The sequence below is a fragment of the Maridesulfovibrio frigidus DSM 17176 genome (assembly GCF_000711735.1).
In the GTDB taxonomy this organism is placed as follows: Bacteria; Desulfobacterota; Desulfovibrionia; order Desulfovibrionales; family Desulfovibrionaceae; genus Maridesulfovibrio; species Maridesulfovibrio frigidus.
Map to the genome: position 1 here is coordinate 133,459 of NZ_JONL01000005.1, position 21,941 is coordinate 155,399.

A 21,941-nucleotide genomic window follows, 5' to 3' on the forward strand; every position below is an offset into this window, starting at 1 on the left:
CGCTCATATAGATATTAAAGTACAAGGAAGAATCAAAAAAATCACCCGACATTATAGCTACATGCCTCTTAAAAACACCTATGCAAAAACAAAAAAAAGGGATGACTATTACTAGTCACCCCTTTTAAAATTTTCTCACAACAAAAATATTATTCTTTGCGAAACAGTCTCATTAGAAGCTCATCTAAATCTTCACCGTTATCGACGGCAAAAGAAATTTCTCTCTCCAGTTCTGCAGCTCCGAGCTTAACTTCAGAAACAGTACAATCCATATTAAGAGCAACCTCTTCGGGCGGAATATCATAGCGAAAGCAAAGGTAATACAGAGCACGCCTAGCGAGTTCCGCATGATCAGTTTCCTGCACCATTATCTCTCTAAAATCCACAGAAAAAGCTTCTAACACGGCATCTAAGATTGCATCGAAACTCTGGTCTTCGAGAAGTAGATCAGGCTCTTCAGACAAGCCCTGATGTTCTCGTTTCTCAATCTGCATAATAACTGTTCGGGTGCGAACAAGGTCCCGCAAACGGTTAATGCAATCGACGATATCATCAACAGCGTAATAAGCCGAGACATCCGTCAGAAATTCTCGTGCGCTAGGCTCCTTTTCTGCATTCTCTCTCACCGCAATCGTAATGCCTACGTCCTCATCAAGAACTTCCTGAGCAGCATCTTTGATAGAGCTAAGCAGATGTTCCTCTACCCAGTTCATGACAAATTCATTAGGCGCAGTAATTTGAACCACACCATCTTCATAATGAGCGGATAAGGGATCAACCCATACCCGGACCAAAATCGGATTAATGCGAATTCTTAATTTTTTCTTGATGGAATGCCACAATTCGGAATTCATTCCCTATCCCTGGAAGTTTGTCCCGGTTGAAATCAAAAAGGCCAAGATTCGACAAATCAAAACTGGATGCAATCATTATACTTTAAGCTCAAAAAGTGCAAACAAGTTAAAGTCTCCACTCCCAAACAGGAGTAGAGACTGTAACCAACCTTGTACATTGAATAAATAAAAGTAATACAACACAAGATAGTCTAATTACGTAAAACTCAAAAAAGCATAAACATACAAATAAATTGAAATAACAAAACAAGTCCAAAATACATTTTCATGCAAAATGCCTTATCCTGCCAGAGCAACCTGTTTGTCAGGTCTACTTAAAGCTATTTTATGGGGTCAAACGTGCGACTGTATCCTGCAACTGCCTTCCGAGAGGAGTTTGCAAAGAAATTTCCCGTTCTATATTTGTGATACCTTTGATAACTGTGGAATGTCTGCGTCCGAGTCTTACACCGATATCTTTCAAAGAAAGCTCGGTATGTTTACGGGCGAGAAAGAAGGCTGTATTTCTGGCAAGAACAATTTGGCGTTTCCTACTCTTGGAACGAAGCTGATCCGCTGAAAGCTCATAAGAACGGCAAATATGTTCAACGATTGAATCATAGCTTGGATTTGTATTTTCCAAGGAATAATTTTCGAGAACTTGCCATGCTAAATCCTGCGTCAAATTTTTATTGAGCAGTCTGGCTTTCAATACAAGGTTCTGCAAACAACTTTCCAGTTGCCTTACATCAGTCGTAATTCGGTCAGCAAGGAGACTTGAGATAGAATCCGGCACCTGAGTTCCAAGCTTGATTGCTTTGCTCTGTACAATGCGTTTTCTGGTTTCGAAATCAGGAGTGGCAATTACTGCCAAAAGCCCAGAACAGAACCGTGAAACTAGCTGAGGATCAACCTTTTCAAGTTCGCGCGGTAAAAAAGAACTGGTCATAACAACTTTGGAGCCGCGCAACTGCAGACTTTTCAAAGTTTCAAGAATTTCATCCTGCATTTTATGTTTGCCCTGGAAGAAATGAACATCTTCAAGAAGCAAACAGTCAACGTTTTCACGAAATTCAGATTTAAAGCGTGATATTTCACCAGCTTTTAAAGCCATAACCATTCTGTTGGCAAATTCTTCGGCAGTAAGACAAGCAATAGATACGTGTTTTTTATTGCTTGAAGCACAAAGTCCCTTACCTATCGAATGAAGCAGGTGAGTTTTTCCTAGTCCGGGTGTGGAGCTGAGAAAAAGCTGATCACCAGGCAACGAGTTGTCACAAAGAGATTGTGACGCCGCACACGCAAGCTGATTAGAATCACCGACAATAAAATCGTCGAATGAAAATCTCCAGCGAGGCATTTTAGTAGTTACAGCTGGACGCATCATGGGTAGTCCCATGCTGGTCTGCACTTGTCTTGATGCTCTAGGTTTAATAAGTCCAGCGGGCTTTGCCGCGACCTTATTAACGCCTACAACAATCTTAGGGCAAGTCCCTAGGACCTGAGTCCCGGCTTCAGTAATATTATCTATAAGACGGTCTCTAACCCATGCAGCAACAAATTCATTAGGAGCGTAAAGCTTAATGGAGTTATTGCTAACCTCAGCCGTCAAAGGTTTGATCCAAACCTTGAATAGACCGGGGTTTAGCCCTTTCTCAAGAAAATTTAAAATTTTGTTCCAGCTGTCTGTCATCATGGAGCGATAACTAAGATAAACTGCAAGCTTCCATCAACTCGCAATAGACCTCTGACCAGCGAATGTTTACCCCTTCTCTTTCTACAGCTTAAACTACTGTATTACAAAGACTTTCTTCTAACCCAAGCGTTTATGTCTGGATATTGGTATTGAGGAAAACCCATGGTTTTCAATGCTTCCCGAGTGTCAACAGTAAACTTTTAAACACCTGTTGAAAACTTTATTAACAGGACATGATCAAGAAATCTCCATTTTTCAAAGAATTTCGAACTATCGCTCACTGAGCAGTAAATATCGTCCCATTATTACGTTTATGAACTTTTACTATTATTCAAAAATAAAAACAGACAAACCACTGTTTTAAATAACATTTTAAGTTATAACGCAGTTTTTAATCTATTCTTATAAAAATTCTACTTTAAATAATCACCTCTTAAACCCTCTAAAACAAAGGGCTAGCCTCTATTCGTATTTAGAACATTTCATAACACTCTGATTTTATTAACTTTAAGATCTCTTGACTTTAGTAGAGGTAGACAAATCAAAGGATGAGAAGGTTTTCAGCTTAAAACAATTTATTGAAAAGTTTTAAAAGTTTTTTTTACTTTCTAAAGATTTATTTACTACAACCTATTCCCCCATTTATTCAGTGTGAATTATTGAACAAAATTGGCAAAAACTTACTAAAAAAAGTCTAGAAAAATGACTTTTAGTGTGCAAAAAAATTATTAAATAAAATAATACAAACATTTCGACTAATTCCGAGAGACATAGAAATGTAAGCAAGTCCCCACACTCACTCTCAAGACTCCTTTCTCCCTAAAATAGGCAAAAAAAGGCAATTAGAGCAAGATTAAGAACCTCGTCTATAAGGACACACACCTAAAATTTTAAAAAAGCCTATAAAAAACAAAATAAAAAAATCTGCACAGAACTCTGAGCAGATTTTTTACTTAAAAACAGTCGTATAGGAAGAATTAAAAGAATGAGAAAACATCACATGCAAACAAATAAAGAGTAATCAAGATTAATTAAAACGGAATAAACCTTGAGCATGCTATATATAATGAAGGGCTATTTATTTCCAATTAGTTCCTTAAGAGTAGGATATTTACCACAGGCAAACCTTTCAGCCTCAGGACAATAACCCAACTGTTCACACTTAGCGCCACCATTCCTAAATATCGCAGGTAGACTTTCCTTACACAGCTTAAGCATCTTATCCGCCATAATACGGACTTCCCACTGTGCTCTCTGGCAGCAGCGCAAATTGAAAAAATGCATTAACGAACGGCAATTCATTGTAACTACAATTTTTGTTTCCGCAGCCTGAGGAAGAACGAACCTAGCATCTTCATTGGCCTTGCTTTCGCGCCCGGCGTCGACAAGGATTTCCCTAAGATCTTTATATGCAGATCCAACTTCTTCCATAAATTTCTCAAAGCGCGCACGGGCTTCTGGAATCTTCTTTATGGCAGGAGGTATAATGTAATCCATGTCACTCTCCGTCACGTAACGCTGACTCTGCTGAGAGTAGGAAGCAATACGGTGCCGTACTATCTGATGAGAGCAAGCTCTTGAGATACCCTCTATGGCGAAAGTAAAGCTCACGTGCTCAATAGGGCTGTCGTGACCAGATTCCAAAATAGTGGATACAAAGGAGTCCTGTTTTTCTTTTGCAATCTCCCCGCTCACTAACTTAGGCCACATATCCGCAGAAAAACCTGCATAATAACATTGCCTGAACGATGCATAAATCAGTTCTAGGGCATTAGGTGTCATCGATAACAATTCTACTCGTAAATCTTTCTCTGGCATGTCGCTCCTCCAATATGAACATGTCATAAAGTAAAAGACTCTGGGCTGCAAGATAGCAATCCAAGCCTCAATAAAAATCAGGTTTGCAAGCGCGAAAGAGTACCTCACAAGCCTCAAGTTTATGCTTAATATCTAGCACTTGCATTAGCCATAAAATCAAGATGTTACACATATGCAACTTTTTTTATTATTTTTTTGCTTGCTACTTCCGCCAATATCCCCTAACTAACCACGTCTTATCGACCCTAATCTATAAAACAACCGTCCGCTAAGCTTCCGCAACCTTAATTAATACTGCGCCCCCTAAAAGGGACGTATGGTTTGCACGGGCCGCGCGCCGGAGGAACCCGTGACTACACTTACTATTAATAATAAAATCAGAAATATCGCTATCATAGCGCACGTTGACCATGGTAAAACAACATTGGTTGACGGCATGTTCAAGCAAAGCGGACTCTTCCGCGAAGGCCAGAAAGTCGACGACAGACTAATGGACAGCATGGACCTCGAGCGTGAACGCGGAATTACCATTGCAGCTAAAAACTGTGCGGTTGACTGGAAAGGCACAAAAGTTAACGTCATCGACACCCCCGGCCATGCCGACTTTGGTGGAGAAGTTGAACGTTCCCTTAGCATGGCTGACGGAGCAATCCTTCTAGTTGATGCTTCTGAAGGCCCACTCCCACAGACAAGATTCGTACTAAAAAAAGCTCTCGAAGCTGGCCTAAAAGTCATCGTTGTTGTCAACAAGATTGACCGCTCTGACGCCCGCCCTGACGAAGTTCTTGACGAAATTTACGACCTATTCATCGACCTTGATGCTAACGAAGAGCAGCTTGAATTCCCTGTCATGTACGCAATCGGCAGAGACGGAATCGCTCAGCACACTCTCGAAGAAAAAGGTGAAAACCTACATCCTCTTATGGATATGGTTATCGAACATATTCCTGGTCCTTCCTACGATGCAGATGAACCTTTCCAGATGCTTGTTTCCGACCTCGGATACTCCGACTACCTCGGACGTCTCGCAATCGGTAAAGTAATTCACGGCTCCACCAAACAAGTCGAACCTCTTGTTCGTATTGATGAAAATGGAGATGTCGTTTCTCTTAAACTTACCAAAGTACAGACTTACGATGGTGTGACTTTTCACGAAACAGATATCGCCAATCCGGGTGATATCGTAGTTGTTTCCGGCCTAGACGAAGTCACCATCGGTGATACTATCTGTACAAGAGAAGCTCCTAAAGCTCTTCCAAGAATCACTGTTGATGAACCAACAGTATCCATGAGCTTCGGAATTAATACTTCCCCAATGGCTGGCCTTGAAGGCAAGCTCGTTCAGTCTTCTAAAATTCGTGAAAGACTCGAAAAAGAAACTTTACTGAACGTTGCCATTAAAATCGAAGAAAGCGAATACCGAGATAGTTTCACAGTTAAAGGACGCGGCGAATTTCAGCTTGCTATCCTAATTGAAACAATGCGCCGTGAAGGCTTCGAGCTGACCATCGGAAGACCTCAGGTTATCTACAAAAAAGTAGACGGTAAGAAGCTTGAGCCAATGGAACAGATTTTCATCGATTGTGAAGACGCATTCATGGGAGTTGTAACCGAAAAACTTTCTTCCAGAAAAGCAAAAATGAACAACCTCGTTAATAACGGTAAAGGCCGTGTTCGCATGGAATTTTCCGCGCCATCACGTTCCCTTATCGGTTATCGCGATGAGTTCCTCACTGACACTAAAGGAACTGGAATCATGAATACTCTATTCGCCGGATACGACGATTACAGAGGTGATTTCCCTTCACGTTACACAGGTTCTCTTGTTTCTGACCGTGCAGGTAAAGGTGTAGCTTACGCTATATTCAACCTTGAGCCTCGCGGCGAAATGTTCGTAAGACCTGGCGATCCTGTATACGAAGGAATGATTGTAGGCGAGCACAACAAGGATACTGATATCAATATCAATCCTACTAAAGAGAAAAAGCTCACCAACATGCGCGCATCCGGTAAAGATGAAGCTGTCATTCTTACTCCATGCAGACCGATGTCTCTTGAAAGAGCAATGCATTTCATCACTGATGATGAATTGATCGAAGTAACACCTGAGTCTATCAGAATTCGTAAAGCAGAGCTCTCCAACGCGAAACGCCACATGTCCCGCGGTAAAGAACTTAAGAAAAAGAAATAGTCAGCTTACTACTGAATTGATAAAAGCCTCCCGGATTAATATTCCGGGAGGCTTTTTTGTGCGAAACAGTATTCAGCTTATAGCTATAAATCGGCCACTATAAACTTTCATTGCCAAGCGGAGCTTCCTGCGCTACCTGACTTGCTTAAGAGAATAGAATCAATTCATGGAGCAATAAAATGGCCCAAAATAATATTTCAAACGAAGTTGTCCTTATATTCACCGGCGGCACTATCGGAATGAGCGAAAGCCCCGAAGCTGGCGGAGTTGTGCCTGACGACAATTTCAACAAATTACTTTCTGAAATCACTCCTGACGATAAAGATATTAAAATACGTCCGGTGCTATGGTCTGATATTCCAAGCCCGCACATGTCTCCTGAAAAAATGTTTCAGCTATCTCGAGATGTTGACGCATATCTCGCGGAAGATAAGGTTCTAGGTGCGGTAATTCTACACGGAACAGACCTCATGTCGGAAACAGCTTACGCACTGGACCTAACAGTCAATTCTCCAAAACCGGTAATACTCACCGGAGCCATGCGCTATTTCAATGAATCAGGCTATGACGGCATACGCAATCTAGTAGATGCCGTAAGGGTCTGCCTGCTCCCGCCGCCCGAAGGAACAGACGTCATCATCCAAATGGCCGACAAACTTTTTGCGGCCAAAAACGCCATTAAATCCAGCTCCCTTAATGTTGATCCTTTTATCGGGCAAAACACAGGTAGAATTGGTTTTATTGCCGGAGAATCAGTAATTTTGACCCGCGCTAATTCAGGCAGGCGTCCTAGGTTCACGTTCCCCGTGACAGGCGTAGATAACAACGTGCACTTGGTGGGTTGTCATCCAGGAATGAATTCAACAATACTCGAAAAATTATTAGAAACAGACGTAAAAGGGATAGTGCTTGAGGGATTCGGAGCGGGCAACACACCACCGGAACTAGTGTCAGGCATCGAGAAATGCTTAGAAGCCAGCGTACATGTTATCCTATGTACAAGATGCGTAGAGGGCGGAGTATGGCCCATTTATGCTTACAAAGGTGGCGCTGCAAATTTGAAGCAAAAAGGTGTAATCACTGCAGGTGGACTTTCCGCGCTGAAAGCAACCATTCTGCTTCAGCTTTTGATCGGAAGCAATTGCCCTGCTGAGCAGATTAAAACTATTTTCGCAGAAGAAAGTGTTTAACTAACTATAGGACGAGGTTCCCAACATATATGGGACCTATAAATTGATGCCTAGTGGGATTCTTCAGAACGTTAGACAACCGCTTAAAATATAAAAGCCAGAGGAAATAAATTCCTCTGGCTTTTTAATGTATAAGAATCAAACCGTTTAAGACTCAACTTTCAGTTTAAAAAAAGTAACGCGCTGCGGCAACAAGCCCCATGCCGACGGCAACCGTCCCGAAAAAATTTCTCGTAAACATTGCTATAGCAAAGGTTGGTATCGCCACCCACAGATAAATATTGTCGAAGCCCAAATTAATCACACCTTCGGGCGCGAGAAGTGAGGGGACAAGCATCGCAGATAATACCGCAGTAGGCACATATCCTAGCCAGCGAGCCACTACGGGAGGCAATTCTCGTGAGCTAAGCGCAAGCACAGGCAATACGCGCGGTACGTACGTTACAACCATCATTCCGATTATTATAAAGAAAATTATTTTTTGGTCCATGACAATGCCACCCCCAGACTGGCCCCGATCAATGTTGCGATTATGACGTTCCACTGCCCCGCTCCGCCAAGAGCCAATGCGGTGGAAATAAGTCCGGTAATTACTCCGACTACGACATGCGTCTTATCTTTAACCTGAAATATAAGTAGAGCAATAAACATCGCCGGAAGAGCATAATCGAGCCCCATAGGTTTAATATCCGAAATTAACGAGCTTGAAACTATACCCAGCACAGTCCCGCCTACCCATGCAAGCTGAGCAATGCTGTTGATCAGAAAAGTTTCGGATTTACCGACTTCACCCTTGGCAAACCTAGTTGAATGCACAGCAAAAGATTCATCCGTAAGTTGAAATCCGAAAGCGGCAAGTTCGAGTTTAGACCATTTACGTAGATATGGAGAAAGAGCCGCAGACATCAGAAGATGCCTGAGATTAACCACGAAAGTAGTAATGATAACAGACATGGCAGACGCTCCGGAAGCAAGCAATCCAACCGCAATAAACTGCGCAGATCCTGCAAATACAAGCAGAGACATCAGCACAGTGTTATCGATAGAAATCCCAGTCTTACGAGCAAGAACTCCATAAGCAAAGCCGACAGGTAGAAAACCTAATACAATAGGTAAAGCCTGTTTCATGGCCGACATCAGCGCGCCGTTAAATCTAATTTTTTGGGAACTCATTGTGGTTTCCACACCTACCTCCACTAACATTAATATTCAATAGAACTTCGCGGAATCAAATAAACTGATATTAGAAACTGTTCTTTAAGCTGGTTGCAAAAGAACACAAACTCTGACATCAGTACAGATACAGTTTATACAAATCTGAATCATAACAGATTTAAAAATCAGGATCGTATTATGAATATTCAGCGCGGTGAAGGCGAATACAGATACAAAAAAGTTGAGCAGGAAATCTCTACGCATATCGAAGCGGGAGACCTAGTTCCTGGCGATAAACTGCCATCGCTCCGGCAGATGAGCACAAATTTAAAAGTGTCCATCTCAACGGTCAGTCACGCCTATGAAGAGCTTGAAAAGCGCGGATTAATTGAATCCCGCCCTAGGTCCGGCTATTATGTGCGCAGCGAGTTTCGCAAAATACCCACCCCGTCAGCTAAAATAGCTCAAAATCTTGAACCACACACCGTCACAAAAAGTAAACTGATTCAAACCGCGCTTGAAACAGTCGGCAACAAGAATCTGCTCCCGCTAGGAGTTGTCTGCCCTAGCAGTGAATTGTTACCCACCAAGCAGCTTGCTAAGATAATGTGTGCTACAATTAGGGAAAACCCTGAAATATCTGTTAATTATGAACCAATCGCAGGTAACCTGCAACTGCGCAGACAAATAGCATTCCGTTCAGTAGACTGCGGATCAAACATAACCGCCGATGATTTGATCATCACAACAGGAGCGATGGAAGCCCTGTATATATCACTGCGAACACTTACCCGCCCCGGCGATTTAGTGCTGATTCAAGCGCCAACTTACTATTGCTTTCTGCAACTAGTGGAAAGCCTCGGCCTGCGCGCAATAGAAATACCTTCATGTCCTGAAGACGGCATTAATCCAGAGGACATAGGTTCTGCGGCAACAACTTTTGACATTAAAGCCTGCATTCTTTCGCCCAATTTCAATAACCCTGACGGCGGACTCACTCCAGATGCGGCAAAAAAAGAAATAGTAGAAATACTGGCTAAAAAAAATATTCCACTCGTTGAAGATGATGTGTACGGAGATCTTTTCTTTGGCGAAACCAGACCTCGCACCTTCAAATCATATGACCAAGACGGAGGCGTATTGCTATGCTCTTCATTTTCAAAGACCATAGCGCCCGGATACCGTATTGGCTGGCTCTCACCCGGCAGATTTAAGGACAAGGCGATGGAAGTCAAAGCGACCACCAATGTATCATGTGCCTCCCCCACTCAAATGGCTGTCGCGCGTTATCTACGCGAAGCACATTTTGACCGGCACCTGAAAAGATTGCGCTCTGCAATGAAAGATCAAATGGGTAAGATGCGTACAGAAATCGCCATGTCATTTCCAGATGGCACAAAGGTTACCGATCCAAAAGGAGGCTCAGTTTTATGGGTGGAACTACCTTCTAATATAGATGGAGTAGAACTATTTTTCAAAGCTCGTGAGGAAGGAATAGGAATAGTGCCGGGAGCCGTATTTTCGACGCGCGACGCATTTTCAAACTACATAAGACTCAGCAGCGGGGCTCTCTGGTCCGATAAAATTCAAAACGGAGTCCGCAGGCTCGGCGAACTGGCTATGGAGTAAGTTGGCACAGGGAGATCATATCCAAACGCCCTAAGTGATACTTTCGAAAAATAGACTTACGCTTTGGCTTGAGATTCAGCCTCGCCTTGCTCTAAAGTTTCACCCAGAACTTTTTCAACCATATCGGCAGCTTCTGCCAGAGGAAATTCAGGGTCACTTTCAATCAGTGCCATCTGTAAATTAACCTCGCGCTGAATATTAATTTTTTCAGGATTAAAGTATCCTTTCCATACGGCTAAAACTTTTTCATTTTTGCCCATCCGGCAATAAGTCAGCCCTAAATAAAGAGCGGAAAAGTTGTCTTCGCCTAGAATTTTAAGAGATCTTTCAAGCTCAACTTTAGCCTGAATATACTTTCCGCTCATATACAGGCTATGCCCGAAACGCTTTCTTGCATTGGCATTATGAGGCTCTGATTTAATAAAATCTCTATATTTTTCGGAAGCTTCCACGTATCTTTTGTTTTCATATGCAACATTAGCACTTGCGAGAACATCAAGATCCACTTCAGTGGCTGCAATAGGTTTTGCGGCACTGTTAAGCTGTTCTTTATCATCTTTCTTTCTAAAACCACCGAAGAGGAAACCTCTACGGGATATTTTCTGAGGCTTTTTTGAGCCGGACATATTTATACCTCCAAATTTCAAGCAAGGCCGACCATAACTACAAATCCCCCCGGGGCCAAGTGGTATATCCCCCTCAGTGGTAGACTTATTCTCTTCCACAAGTTAAATTAAAAAAGCTGGCAATCTGAAATAAAATTTTTAAGGATTAATAATGAAAAAAATACTGTTGGTACTGATTACACTCTTAGCACTCACCTCTTGTAAATCTGCGGCAAAATACGCGACCCCTTTTGAGACTGGAGGCAAAACGTATAATGTGGCCCTGCTTCCTTGGAAAACGGACACAATGGATTTCACAACAAAATACCGATGGACCATGACGCAGGCGATAAAAGATGCCTGCAAACAAGCAGAAACAGTCAAGTTCGCATGGTCAGCCTACCCTGTAAATGGGGGCGATGTTCCTCTTCTTGAGGGGATTGACACTGAAAAGCTATGGATTAGAAAACAATATGGCCGATATGTGCCGAACATAGACGATGTTTTAAAAATTTTGAGCAAGACAGATGCAGATTGCGCCTTATTATATGATATGAGTGCAGATAATGGCGGCCCTGTAAATGAGGGCTCTTCCTATTCAAGATCTGACTATATCAGACTCTATTTAGTTGACGCGAAATCTGGAAAAATGACCATAAAGTTTATTAGAACAGATTTCCGTCGCGGAAAGGCTTTCGGGTCTGCTAAAAAAATCACTCTGCTAACCTTAAGTGAATGGCTTTTCCCCACACCGGTAGAGTCTGTTGAGCCAGAAGCAGCAAAATAACAAACAATTATACATACTAAAAGATTAAGGAGTTTGTAGATGGTAAAAAATATCAGCCTTAAATTAATGACAACGCTTTGTATGATCGCACTATTTGCCACAGCAGCCTTTGCGTCCGATATAGATATCAAAGGATGGGAGAAAGGTGGAAAATATGACAAACTTTACGACAACACTGATCGCGACGTTTTCAAAGGAAGACTGATTAAGATCACTGACGTAACACCGTTGGACGGCATGGCCGAAGGTGTCGCTATTATAGTTAAAGATAAAGAAGATGGCGAGGAAGTGCTCGTACATCTCGGACCAAAAGACTTTGTTGAGCCGCGCATCACAGATTTGAGACCCGGAGCAACAGTCAAAGTATACGGAGTTTTAGTCGAAATTGATGACAGATTTGAATACATGGCTGCAAAGCTAAAGGCCGGAGAAGAACGCAAGTACAAGTTCCGCCTGACAAAGGACGGAGCACCGTTTTGGTCCCTTTCTCCAGAAGATCTTAAACGCGAAGAAGCTGGCATAGAATAGTTAACAATTAATAAGCTTATCAAAAAAGACCCCCGACGCATCATGTGTCGGGGGTCTTTTTTTTGTCTTTTTTCCAGCCCGGACCTGAGTCGGCTGATTCGGGTCCGGCCTAAACGATATTCTCTCCATATGAATCTAAACAATTTGCCGCGCGAAATCCAGAATAGGTCTGGATGTTTTGCGAGGCGGATAAAAAATTATAGAGAATTAGTATGGACATTTTAGATGGCTACTATCTTAGAAAGAAAGAGCAGAGCGAACTTAATATGGGTGAAATACTGTATCATAAGTCTATGAAACCAGAGGAGAAACTTGAAAAGTTGTATGAGATCGTAGAGCCGATGGAATTAGGCGTTGATCCGAATGCAAATTATCAGCAACGCTTTTTTTCCGAGTTTAATAACTCCGAAAAAATGTATCCTAAAATGCTAAAAGGGCAACGCAAGGCTCTCTGGGATCGCAGATATAGCGAGATGGAAGAGCTCAAAGAAACACGTAAAAAAGCTAAATCTCAGGTCCACACCAATTTTATGCTGAGTAACCCTGAATTGGAGTTGGTTAAGGATCTACATAACACTCCATACGGCAAAGAATTGATGTCCGAAGTAGCGAGAAATCAGCGGAGACAACCGGAGTCTGGAACTGGTGAGTCTATACATGATGAGTTGGAACGCGATTCTGTGGATATGGAAGCTGTACCGCAATTTCAGTCCAAACCTTTTATGATTCCGGGGACGGATGAATCTTTTGCCAAGCTTGACCTCGAAAGGGATGACAATGGGCGAATCATTAAGCGGTCATTTGATGTTTATCCTATAAAAATCGAATACAGGTATGAGTATGATGGCGAAGGCAGGCTTAAAAATGTTTATTGTGATCGCAATACCACCGAGGATTATCGTTATGGTGAATATGGCGAAAGGGTCGCGATTGAAACCAGTCGTGTGAGACCGCATTGGTATACTTACAATGACAACCTGCAACTCGTGAAAACTGCTAAAATTAAATATACCTACGACGACAAAGGACGTTTGGTTTCGAAGAATGAATTTGGTAAAATTACTCAATATTCATACTTAGAATCAGGGCCGCTATGTGAAGTCATTCTACCGGATGGTAAGCGAATAGAGTATACTTCTAATCCTGTCGGCCAGAGGACTTCCAAAGCAGTGAACGGAAAGATTGTTGAGACTTATTTGTGGCAGGATCTAACTACATTGCTGGTAGTCGCTGACGAGAAAGGCAATAATGCGAAGATCTTTAAGTATGACGAAGAAGGTGATCCGATCGGTATGATTTACCAAGATAAGAAGTATCTTTTCGCCACGGATCAGGTCGGAACAATCTTTATGGTTGCGGATGATAAAGGGAATGAGCTAAAACGAGTTATATATGATTCGTTTGGCAATCTACTTGTCGATACAAAGAAGAAGTTTGACACCTGTGTGGGATTCTCTGCAGGCCTCGCAGATAAAGATACAGGCTTAGTCCATTTCGGATATCGCGAATACGATCCTCGCATTGGCAGGTTCATTACTCCTGATCCGATTGGTTTAGCTGGCGGGGATGTGGATGTTTATGGTTATTGCCTCGATGACCCTATTAATTTTGTGGATCGAACAGGGTTGTTTGGCGAATTCGGATCAGGGGATGACGGGACAAGTGGCTTTTCTGGATCAGATCTCGGTGGTTACTCTGGCTATAGCGGAGTAAGCATGGGTGGTTCCTCTGGATCAGAACTCGGTGGTTATTCTGGCTACAGTGGAGTAAGTACGGGTGGTTCTGCTGGCTCAGATCTCGGTGGCTATTCTGGTTATACCGGTTATGCTGGGCCAAGCTTTAGTGATTATGTTGGAAAAGATTTTGGTTCAGAATATGGCGGAACAAGCAGTAAAAATCCCACTCAAAATGCGGTAAAAACAAGCGTACAAAACGCTCGGGAAATGGAAAAGCTCGCTGAAAAAAAGGCGCATCAAGCTCGCGTGGAAAAACTCGCTGATGAAAAGACTAAAAAGGATCGTCAAGCGCGTGCTGACGAAGAGCGCCGAGACAAGCAGCGACGTGCGGCTCTTATTGCCAGCAAAAAAGGCAAGAAAAACAAAAATGATTTGACACTTCTAGATTTCGGTAAAGGAGCACTTAAGGGAGGTGTTACAGGAGCTGCAGGCTGGATTTCTTATGGAAGACCGTTAGGTCCCGGCGGAACTCTTGCTGCAGGAGTAACAGGAGCATTTTATGGTGCTGCACTGGGATTATTAGAAACAATTGGTACTAAAGCACTCTCTGACAAAGCCAATGTCGATAGAAACGACTTGGACGATATCTTCGGAGCTTTTACTAGTGCGAAAACTAAAACACATAAAAGAGATTTTATAAAATGAAATTCATAATTATATCTATTGTTTTGATATGCTATACAATCATGTTATTAATCTTTACATCTCGTTCAGGCAAAGAGATAACTTGTTCAAGCTGTGGTCAAAAATATCATGTAACTCCAAAACGAGCTTCAGCATATATGTACTTATTAGCAGCAGTAGGTTTATCTATCTGGACTGTACTCCTTGATCCAAACAATGATTATTTTTTCAATTGTCTTCTTGCCGCAGCAGGACTTTATTACCTGTTCAAAAAAGAAGGATATAAATGCCTTAACTGTAAAACGATAAATCAGCTCCCCTAGAACACCAACTGACCCCGTACTTCGGTGCGGGGTTGTTTTGTTTCCTGCGTCCTAGCGAGAGATATTGTAGCCCTGAACAACTCGCACAGGATCGCAAAGATGCTGTGATGGCCCACCTTGCCTCCACAAGATGGGCTTAAAATATTGAATTAATCGATATAAGAACAGCAGTAGTCAGCGAGTTCTTCGACAATTAGTTTGAATTTCGAGTTGGCGGAAACATCAAAACTTTCTCAGTCTGTTATTGACTTGTTATGGTAAGAAACGTCCTTGCTAAGCTATATAACAAAAGGAGCAGCCGTGCTGGAAACTAATAAACAGAAAGGGATATCTATAGGCATCATCAATGGGGTATTTGCTGTGGGTAGTCTCTTGAGCAACTCATTGGTTGGACTCACATTAGATTTCTGGTTTTCCATACTCCCTGGTTTCGTGGTAGCCCATTGGGTCTATCACATGGAAGATACGAAAGAAGACAAAAAGGACAAATAATCTTGTAACTGACTTAGCTGTTAACAATGGCCCCGTGCTTCGGTGCGGGGTTGTTTTGTTTCCTGCGTCCTAGCGAGAGATATTGTAGGCCTGAACAACTCGTGCAGGTTCGCAAAGATGCTGCAGGTAATGGATTTGGATAATTAGCAGATAGGTTTAGCAGATAACATACGAGCTTGGTTCATTTCGGATATCGTGAATACGATCCTATCATCGGCAGATTCATTACTCCCGACCCTTTAATAAAATACCTACCAAACATCATTGACTACAAACAGCTAACAAGAGAAAGTACCCCTCTAAACATAACAACTATTAATCACGGCTAAATAAATGAATCACGACAATATTTCCCGCATATCTGCTGACCTGAATCTTTCAAGCAAAAACGTCCAAGCTACTGTTGCTCTTCTTGAAGAAGGCGCAACTATTCCTTTTATTTCACGCTATCGTAAGGAAGCTACGGGCAGCATGGATGAAGTCGCAGTTGAAGCTGTCAGTGACCTTTTAGGGAAACTCATCGATTTGGATAAAAGACGGGAAACCATTCTTGGTTCCATTGAAGAACAGGGAAAGCTTGATGACGAATTGCGTAGCAAAATAAATAAAGCGCGTAACATGCGCCAGCTTGAAGATTTATATCTTCCATACAAGCCCAAACGCAAAACTAAAGGCCAAGCCGCAGTAGAGAAAGGTCTTGAACAGCTTGCAGTTAAAATTTTTGCGCAAAATTGTGACCCTGTAGCTGAGGCCGAGCATTTTATATCTCCTGAAAAAGGAGTGGAAAACATTGATGACGCCCTAGCCGGAGCGCGTGACATTATAGCAGAAAAGATCTCTGAAAATATGGGTCTGCGCCAAGCTGTGCGTTCACTATTTGAGAGCAAAGCAAAGATTGAATCACGCGCCACCAAGATTGCTCTTGCGGCTGATTCTGAAGACAAAGCATCCAAATTTAGAGACTGGTTTAACTGGACCGAGCCTGCTCGTAAGGCAGCCGGACACCGCATCCTTGCTATGTTTCGCGGTGAAAGAGACAAATTTTTAAAAGTATCCATTCGTCCCCCCGAAGAAGAAGGATTTGACGTTCTTAGTAGCCGCGTTGTGAAGTCTACATCAGCTGCATCAAAACAGGTAGAGAAGGCAGGAATTGACAGCTACAAACGTCTCCTTGCCCCGCAAATGGAAACAGAACTACGCTCCAAGCTCATCGAAAAAGCTGACGACGAAGCTATCAAAGTTTTTGCATCAAATCTCAGAGAAATACTCATCGCTCCGCCGCTTGGCAGTAAGAATATTCTTGCTCTGGACCCCGGCTTTAGAACAGGCGCAAAGCTTGTCTGCTTAGACGCACAAGGTAGCCTTAAACATAACGACACGATCTACCCCGTTACTTCCGGTGGTAAAAAGAAGGAAGCGGCAGATAAAGTGGTCGCTCTCGTAAAAAAATACTCCATCGAAGCAATTGCCATCGGCAACGGTACTGCCGGACGCGAAACCGAGCAGTTCATTAAAGAACTGGACCTACCAGATTCACTGCCAATCATAATGGTCAACGAATCAGGAGCTTCCGTATATTCAGCATCCGCCATCGCGCGAGAAGAATTTCCAGATTATGACATCACAGTGCGCGGCGCAGTTTCCATCGGGCGCAGGCTCATGGACCCGCTGGCTGAGCTTGTTAAAATCGACGCAAAATCTATTGGAGTGGGACAGTATCAACATGATGTTGATCAAAAAAAACTTGCCGAAAGCTTAACCAGAGTAGTCGAATCTTCCGTTAATATGGTCGGCGTAGAGCTAAATACTGCAAGCGCCAAACTTCTTGAGTCAGTCTCAGGACTAGGCTCAACAACCGCCACCAATATTATCAATTGGAGAAACGAGAACGGTCCGTTTGCATCACGCAAAGCACTGCTAAAAGTGCCACGCCTCGGACCTAAAGCTTTTGAGCAGTGTGCGGGCTTCCTACGCATCAGAAACGGCGAAAATCCTCTGGATGAGACGGCTGTTCATCCTGAAAGATATAAAACTGTCGCGCTCATGGCTAAAGACCTGAAAACCACAGTTGCAGAGCTGATCAAATCGCCCGAACTAAGACAGCAAATTGATCTCAAGAAATACATTTCAGAGGATTTGGGACTACCTACACTCGAAGATATTATGAAGGAACTCGAAAAGCCGGGCCGTGATCCGCGCAAAGAGTTTGAAATGGTAAGCTTTGACGAGTCAGTCACAGAAGTAAAAGATCTTAAAGAAGGCATGCTACTGAATGGAATTGTGACGAATGTAACCAACTTCGGAGCATTTGTTGACGTGGGAGTTCATCAGGATGGACTGGTACATATCAGTAGACTGGCTGATAATTTTGTGAAAAACCCATCCGACTTTGTTCACCCCGGGCAGGCTGTAAAAGTGAAAGTTATGGAAGTTGATATTAAACGCAAAAGAATTGCTCTTTCTATGAAAGAATCAGATAGATAACATATAATTTCATAGCTAGACCCAACTCCTTAGCGGTGGTATAGAGCGAATAACCATTAATTTACAGTACGGTTTTAGCTAGGGGCTGCGCATGAAATTTCTGATTGCTGACGATAATCATCTACACTGTGAAATCATCAAAAATATAATAGAAAGCCACGGGCAGTGCCAGACTGTCCGTGACGGAGATGAAGCGGTTAAAGCTTTCACTGCTTCTCTTAAAAACAACGAATATTTCGACGCTATTTTCATTAAATCGAAAGTAGACGCACAAGACGGCCCACACGCTTTGCGGCAAATACGCGAAATTGAGCAGAAATTAGGATTTGGACTCAGTGAAGAAATCCCGATAATCATGACAGTGGAGGATGAAGAGGAACAGATATCTGAAGCATACTTTCGCGGTAACGGCACAAGTTTTATAATTAAGCCTCTTACCAAACAAAAGGTGCTGGAAGAAATGACTCTTTTCGGATTGCTTAAATAACAGCAAGCAATCTAAAGTACTGAAAATAAGAACTAATTTCAAATATATAAACATACAAACCAAAACTCTGACGACAAAAAAATCACATACCCGGCAGCATTAGATGACTCTTCTCGAGCTTTCTTTTTTGCCTTCTCTTTATGGTCCGAGGATGAACCCCATACCTGTAAGGACGCAACACACATTCTTTTTCATGACAATCACGGATAGCTTGTCTGTCACCAACGGTGCAGGCGAGGCAATGTCTTCGGATCGTACGCAAACACGCCCGTTCGGTTTCGTCCACCTTCGGCCCTCTAAGATCAAACAGAGCGCACTTCTCATCCTCACACTCTCTGACAAGCTGAGAACTGCCACCCATGCACCATAAACAATGTGCCCGAATGCTCTGCTGAGGATTTCTTTTGCGCTCGCTCAAGTCTGTCTCCGTAAATATCACTTCGATCATTACAAATTTAATAGGTATGGCTCTAACAAGGGGGGCGTGCGATCCGCTGCAAAAATTTTAAAGCGTGCCCCGAACCGGAACACGCTTTAAAATGATCTATTACTAAAAGCAAATACTATTTCTTCGGCTCTGGCTTCTTGAAGGTAATTGTCACTTCGCGCTTACCCCAATCTTTAGCTGCTTTGGTATCAAGTCCCATATAAATGTCGATTTTGTCGGTCCAGCGTTTATTCATTTTATCTTTAACAAGATATTCGCCATCAAGCCCTTCAATCTTAACGACAGCGTTATGCCCAAGCCCTTTTGGAATAAGGTCTCGTGATACTGCAATAGATTTCACACCGGGAACTAATTTGTCGCCCCAAGCGCCAAGAAATGGAGTAGAAGAAGTCTGATCTACGTGCGAAGTGTAAGCAGACGCGGCCACTTTCATAGTCACAGTATCATCAGCTTCATTGCAACCTGCGAACATAAACAAAGCCAGAACAATAAGTAAAAGAGGTTTCAACTTAGACATATACATCTCCCCGTCATTTTAAATGGTAAAAACTACAGCTTGCAGTCCGAAGGGGTGACATCAGATCTGAAAATTGACGCTTCTTTGTATATTGCCTGATCATGACAGGAATACTCAAGAGCTGTCACCCGCTTCAAAAAATTAAGATCATGTGAAACAACCAGCATAGCAACCTCAAGCTCACAGAGGATATCTGCAAGACGATCGCGCATAGACGGATCAAGATCATTCGTAGGCTCATCAAGCACCAGAGCTTCAGGCTGCATTGCAAGCACAGTGGCTAGCGACACAAGCTTTTTCTCCCCGCCGGACAAACGATATGCCACCCTTTCCTCATACCCCGAAAGACCGAGCAGGCAAAGAACATATTTTGCAATTTCACGAGCTTCGTCCGGACTTTTGCCCAAATTAAGGGGCCCGAAAGCCACATCTTCAATGACTGTAGGACAAAAGAGCTGATCATCGGCCTGCTGGAAAAGAAGCCCCACCCCCTTGCGGAGTTCTCTAAAATCTTTCTCGGTTTTCATTTCCCGATCTTTAAACAAAACCTGACCGGAAGTTGGCTTCAAAAGTCCCATAATAATATGGAGCATAGTGGTTTTACCGCTACCGTTATGACCGGTAAGCGCGACTTTTTCGCCAGCTTTAAGCTCAAAATCCACACCCTTGAGAACTTCATTCCCGCCGGGGTAGACAAAATTAATGTCACGCAATGAAAAAATCGGAAAACTCACTAAAACACCTCAACTTTATAAAGCTCAATAGCAATAACGGCACTTGCAAAAAATATTGTAACAGCAAGAAGTACCCAATCTCTTCCCTTCACTTGAAAGGAGTTCAATGTATGGAATTTACCTGTAAAACCACGGCAAAGCATTGCCTGCCAAACGACCTGCGCCCTATCCCAGCTCCGCACAAGCAGCATGCCCATGAGCCATGCATAAGTCCGGTAAGTCATAATACTATTGCGAGGCACAAAACCGCGCATGGTCGCAGCACGTTTCATTTTACCGAATTCCTCACCCATCACATGCACATAGCGCCAAGTGAATAAAAACAGACGGCAAAGTTTATCCGGCAACCTCACAGATTGCATTCCAGCTCCCATTAACTGCACAGGCATAGTAGAAAGCAATGAAGTGACCGCCAGAACAACCCCGTTTGATTTCAAAGTAATAACGGCGGCGTAAATTATGCCCTCGGCAGTGGCCGTGAAAGGTCCAACAGAAAAAACAGGATCGCCGGGGCGGGAGAATGGTATAAATAACCATAGAAAAACAATAAAACCGTTCACGAATAGCAGCCTTTTCAAAAGGCTTAGCATCGGCAAACGGGCAGATATTGCGAAAATTAGCCCTGCAAAGAACACTGCGATAGCAGCAGAAAGCGACAGAACAAGCGCCCCGACAAGTGAAAAAAGCAACGCACAAACAACCCGAAATCCGGGATGCGAAGCGTGAATTAATGATTCACCAGAAACAAAAGGTTCACTTATCTGCTGCAAAAAATTAACTCCTGATTAAGGATTTTTGAGTAACACTCTTTAAAAATTCATGCAATCCGAATCAGGTTCTTGAGTTAAGAATGCAATACAGTTATAGAGTAATTCAAATTTATCATTAAGCGATGAATATTATATAAACGAATAATTGATACAATCACCTTACCCAAACAATAGAGATCAAAAAATGACCAAAAACGCTGACATAAAAAAGATCGTAGAAGAAGTGGGACAAGACAAAATATGGAGACCGCTATACGACTTTGAAAGCAATAAACTGAGCAAAGGAGTCGGGCACGATATCGATGGCATAGATCCCGAATTTACAGATCTCGACTTTACCGGCAAAACAGTATGCGATCTCGGCTGCAACCTTGGGCATTTCACTTTCTATGCTCACGAACGGGGCGCAAAAACCGTTGTCGGATATGACATGGAGCCAAAGGTCATTACCGGAGCTAAAAAACTAGCCGCACTCTATAGTATTGAAGATGTAGAATTTGAAACATGCAACTTCGCCTCAGAACCAGCCACCCGTACTTTCGATATGGGAATGCTCATAGATATTCTCGGTAAAATAAACATATCAGAAGGATACTTAATCCCGATTTTAAAAGGGCTTGAAAGCAGAAGTGAATCTGAAATGCTCCTGACCTTCCGCCCGCTCTATCTGGTTGAAAGACATTTCGGTATGCCTGAAGCAGATTTCCTGAAAATGTATCCACAAGCAAAGATCGAAAAAGGGTTCTTCAACCTACTGGATTTCGCAAAGGGCCTTTTCTCCGAAAACTGGGAAGTAACATACCTATCCAAGGAACTTCCTAATGATGAACAGTACAAACGCACTGTTCACTTTATTAAAAAAGATTAACTTTTGTTTAGGAGCGGCCGCTCAGT

Annotated in this window: 19 protein-coding genes and 1 pseudogene; 9 read left to right on the forward strand and 11 right to left on the reverse strand. The window is 42.7% G+C overall.

Going from position 1 to position 21,941, the window contains the following annotated elements:
• Nucleotides 1-149: 149 nt before the first annotated feature.
• From BR06_RS0111280 to thyX, 3 genes are all read right to left on the reverse strand, one after another.
• Nucleotides 150-854 carry a DnaA N-terminal domain-containing protein gene (locus BR06_RS0111280; RefSeq protein WP_031483008.1) on the reverse strand — a complete coding sequence of 235 codons (705 nt, stop codon included), beginning with the start codon at nucleotides 852-854 and terminating at the stop codon, nucleotides 150-152.
• 325 nt (nucleotides 855-1,179) lie between these two features.
• Nucleotides 1,180-2,529 (reverse strand): chromosomal replication initiator protein DnaA, encoded by a 1,350-nt coding sequence (locus BR06_RS0111285; RefSeq protein WP_084154113.1) that lies wholly within the window; start codon nucleotides 2,527-2,529, stop codon nucleotides 1,180-1,182.
• 1,074 nt (nucleotides 2,530-3,603) lie between these two features.
• Nucleotides 3,604-4,347 (reverse strand): FAD-dependent thymidylate synthase, encoded by a 744-nt coding sequence (gene thyX / locus BR06_RS0111290; protein WP_031483012.1) that lies wholly within the window; start codon nucleotides 4,345-4,347, stop codon nucleotides 3,604-3,606.
• 349 nt (nucleotides 4,348-4,696) lie between these two features.
• Here thyX and typA point away from each other — a divergent pair, with 349 nt between their 5' ends.
• Together typA and BR06_RS0111300 are read left to right on the forward strand one after the other, a co-directional pair.
• Complete coding sequence (typA, locus tag BR06_RS0111295) at nucleotides 4,697-6,538, forward strand: translational GTPase TypA (protein WP_031483014.1); 1,842 nt, start codon at nucleotides 4,697-4,699, stop codon at nucleotides 6,536-6,538.
• A 179-nt stretch (nucleotides 6,539-6,717) separates the two neighbouring features.
• On the forward strand, nucleotides 6,718-7,728 hold the full coding sequence (locus BR06_RS0111300; RefSeq protein WP_031483016.1) for an asparaginase: 1,011 nt from the start codon (nucleotides 6,718-6,720) through the stop codon (nucleotides 7,726-7,728).
• Between the two features lie 166 nt (nucleotides 7,729-7,894).
• On the opposite strand, the gene BR06_RS0111305 is transcribed toward BR06_RS0111300, so the two are convergent.
• Complete coding sequence (locus tag BR06_RS0111305; protein WP_031483018.1) at nucleotides 7,895-8,218, reverse strand: AzlD domain-containing protein; 324 nt, start codon at nucleotides 8,216-8,218, stop codon at nucleotides 7,895-7,897.
• Nucleotides 8,203-8,901: an AzlC family ABC transporter permease gene (locus BR06_RS0111310; RefSeq protein ID WP_034603014.1), complete on the reverse strand. Its 699-nt coding sequence runs from the start codon at nucleotides 8,899-8,901 to the stop codon at nucleotides 8,203-8,205. The genes BR06_RS0111305 and BR06_RS0111310 overlap by 16 nt, the downstream gene beginning before the upstream one ends.
• A gap of 180 nt (nucleotides 8,902-9,081) precedes the next feature.
• Here BR06_RS0111310 and BR06_RS0111315 point away from each other — a divergent pair, with 180 nt between their 5' ends.
• Nucleotides 9,082-10,512 carry an aminotransferase-like domain-containing protein gene (locus tag BR06_RS0111315; RefSeq protein ID WP_031483022.1) on the forward strand — a complete coding sequence of 477 codons (1,431 nt, stop codon included), beginning with the start codon at nucleotides 9,082-9,084 and terminating at the stop codon, nucleotides 10,510-10,512.
• A gap of 56 nt (nucleotides 10,513-10,568) precedes the next feature.
• Here BR06_RS0111315 and BR06_RS0111320 read toward each other — a convergent pair whose 3' ends face one another.
• Nucleotides 10,569-11,138: a tetratricopeptide repeat protein gene (locus BR06_RS0111320; protein ID WP_031483024.1), complete on the reverse strand. Its 570-nt coding sequence runs from the start codon at nucleotides 11,136-11,138 to the stop codon at nucleotides 10,569-10,571.
• Nucleotides 11,139-11,289: 151 nt separating this feature from the next.
• On the opposite strand from BR06_RS0111320, the gene BR06_RS0111325 reads away from it, so the two are divergent.
• From BR06_RS0111325 to BR06_RS0111335, 3 genes are all read left to right on the forward strand, one after another.
• On the forward strand, nucleotides 11,290-11,904 hold the full coding sequence (locus tag BR06_RS0111325; RefSeq protein WP_051677031.1) for a hypothetical protein: 615 nt from the start codon (nucleotides 11,290-11,292) through the stop codon (nucleotides 11,902-11,904).
• A gap of 39 nt (nucleotides 11,905-11,943) precedes the next feature.
• Nucleotides 11,944-12,432: a hypothetical protein gene (locus BR06_RS0111330; RefSeq protein WP_031483028.1), complete on the forward strand. Its 489-nt coding sequence runs from the start codon at nucleotides 11,944-11,946 to the stop codon at nucleotides 12,430-12,432.
• 212 nt (nucleotides 12,433-12,644) lie between these two features.
• On the forward strand, nucleotides 12,645-14,813 hold the full coding sequence (locus tag BR06_RS0111335) for an RHS repeat domain-containing protein (RefSeq protein ID WP_031483030.1): 2,169 nt from the start codon (nucleotides 12,645-12,647) through the stop codon (nucleotides 14,811-14,813).
• A gap of 451 nt (nucleotides 14,814-15,264) precedes the next feature.
• Here the strand turns inward: BR06_RS0111335 and BR06_RS20945 are convergent.
• A pseudogene (locus BR06_RS20945) lies at nucleotides 15,265-15,339 on the reverse strand (pyrimidine/purine nucleoside phosphorylase); the annotation flags it as partial.
• A gap of 601 nt (nucleotides 15,340-15,940) precedes the next feature.
• On the opposite strand from BR06_RS20945, the gene BR06_RS0111350 reads away from it, so the two are divergent.
• Both BR06_RS0111350 and BR06_RS0111355 read left to right on the forward strand, forming a co-directional pair.
• Nucleotides 15,941-18,091, forward strand: coding sequence for a Tex family protein (locus tag BR06_RS0111350; RefSeq protein WP_031483036.1), 2,151 nt, complete (start codon nucleotides 15,941-15,943; stop codon nucleotides 18,089-18,091).
• 91 nt (nucleotides 18,092-18,182) lie between these two features.
• On the forward strand, nucleotides 18,183-18,578 hold the full coding sequence (locus BR06_RS0111355; RefSeq protein WP_031483038.1) for a response regulator: 396 nt from the start codon (nucleotides 18,183-18,185) through the stop codon (nucleotides 18,576-18,578).
• Between the two features lie 82 nt (nucleotides 18,579-18,660).
• Here the strand turns inward: BR06_RS0111355 and BR06_RS0111360 are convergent, their stop codons facing one another.
• The 4 genes from BR06_RS0111360 to cbiQ form a co-directional block, all read right to left on the reverse strand.
• Nucleotides 18,661-18,996, reverse strand: a complete 336-nt coding sequence (locus tag BR06_RS0111360; protein ID WP_031483040.1) for a hypothetical protein — start codon at nucleotides 18,994-18,996, stop codon at nucleotides 18,661-18,663.
• A gap of 145 nt (nucleotides 18,997-19,141) precedes the next feature.
• Nucleotides 19,142-19,543, reverse strand: coding sequence for a 3D domain-containing protein (locus tag BR06_RS0111365; RefSeq protein ID WP_031483042.1), 402 nt, complete (start codon nucleotides 19,541-19,543; stop codon nucleotides 19,142-19,144).
• 32 nt (nucleotides 19,544-19,575) lie between these two features.
• Nucleotides 19,576-20,277: an energy-coupling factor ABC transporter ATP-binding protein gene (locus BR06_RS0111370; RefSeq protein ID WP_031483043.1), complete on the reverse strand. Its 702-nt coding sequence runs from the start codon at nucleotides 20,275-20,277 to the stop codon at nucleotides 19,576-19,578.
• Nucleotides 20,277-21,047: a cobalt ECF transporter T component CbiQ gene (gene cbiQ, locus BR06_RS0111375; RefSeq protein ID WP_031483046.1), complete on the reverse strand. Its 771-nt coding sequence runs from the start codon at nucleotides 21,045-21,047 to the stop codon at nucleotides 20,277-20,279. Before cbiQ ends, BR06_RS0111370 begins: the two co-directional genes overlap by 1 nt.
• A gap of 184 nt (nucleotides 21,048-21,231) precedes the next feature.
• Between cbiQ and BR06_RS0111380 the strand changes: the two genes are divergently transcribed.
• Nucleotides 21,232-21,915 carry a methyltransferase domain-containing protein gene (locus tag BR06_RS0111380; protein WP_031483048.1) on the forward strand — a complete coding sequence of 228 codons (684 nt, stop codon included), beginning with the start codon at nucleotides 21,232-21,234 and terminating at the stop codon, nucleotides 21,913-21,915.
• The last annotated feature ends 26 nt before the right edge of the window (nucleotides 21,916-21,941 follow it).